Source organism: Pseudomonas sp. EL_65y_Pfl2_R96, assembly GCF_963970905.1.
Taxonomy (GTDB): Bacteria; Pseudomonadota; Gammaproteobacteria; order Pseudomonadales; family Pseudomonadaceae; genus Aquipseudomonas.
In genome coordinates this window covers 1-431 of the sequence record NZ_CAXAQH010000409.1, presented here as the reverse complement: position 1 = coordinate 431, position 431 = coordinate 1, and the positions used below count along the sequence as shown (strand labels likewise).

General features: G+C 61.0%; 2 protein-coding genes. One reads left to right on the top strand and one right to left on the bottom strand.

Annotated features, from left to right (window positions below; genetic code table 11):
- Positions 1–197, bottom strand: a 197-nt coding sequence (locus AACY49_RS31315; RefSeq protein WP_339528235.1) for a hypothetical protein, incomplete at its 3' end; no start/stop codon positions are given.
- On the opposite strand from AACY49_RS31315, the gene AACY49_RS31310 reads away from it, so the two are divergent.
- Positions 196–431: hypothetical protein (locus AACY49_RS31310; protein WP_339528234.1), on the top strand; the 236-nt coding region annotated here is incomplete at its 3' end. The two genes, AACY49_RS31315 and AACY49_RS31310, sit on opposite strands and share 2 nt — an antisense overlap.

The window sequence follows — 431 nt, the reverse complement described above, 5'->3', positions numbered from 1 at the left end:
GCGAAGCCGCCAAGCAGCGCCGCTACCGTGATGAAAATCCCCACGAAACTGCCCAACGCGCCGCTCCATCGCCGATCCCATCGCAGACGTCTAATGGCCGACGCTTGCGCGAAGCTGGTTTCGGCGCGGCCAGCCCCGCGCAAGCAATTCACGGCAACTTGCGAGGATGCCGCACCAGCGGACGAAGGGCGCCTCATGCTATCCACCATCGCGGACTACACCAGGCTGACAAAGGACATGGGCAAGTCGCTGACGCAGGTCGCGAAGCAGCCCGATGTCAGCCGGGAGACCGACTATTTTCTCGGCCATATCGGCAACGTGAAGACCATCGACGACTTCCTGAAGGATTACCGTCTCTTCTCCTATGCGATGAAGGCCTACGGCCTCGGCGACATGGTCTATGCCAAGGCGTTCATGAGGAAGGTGCTCAC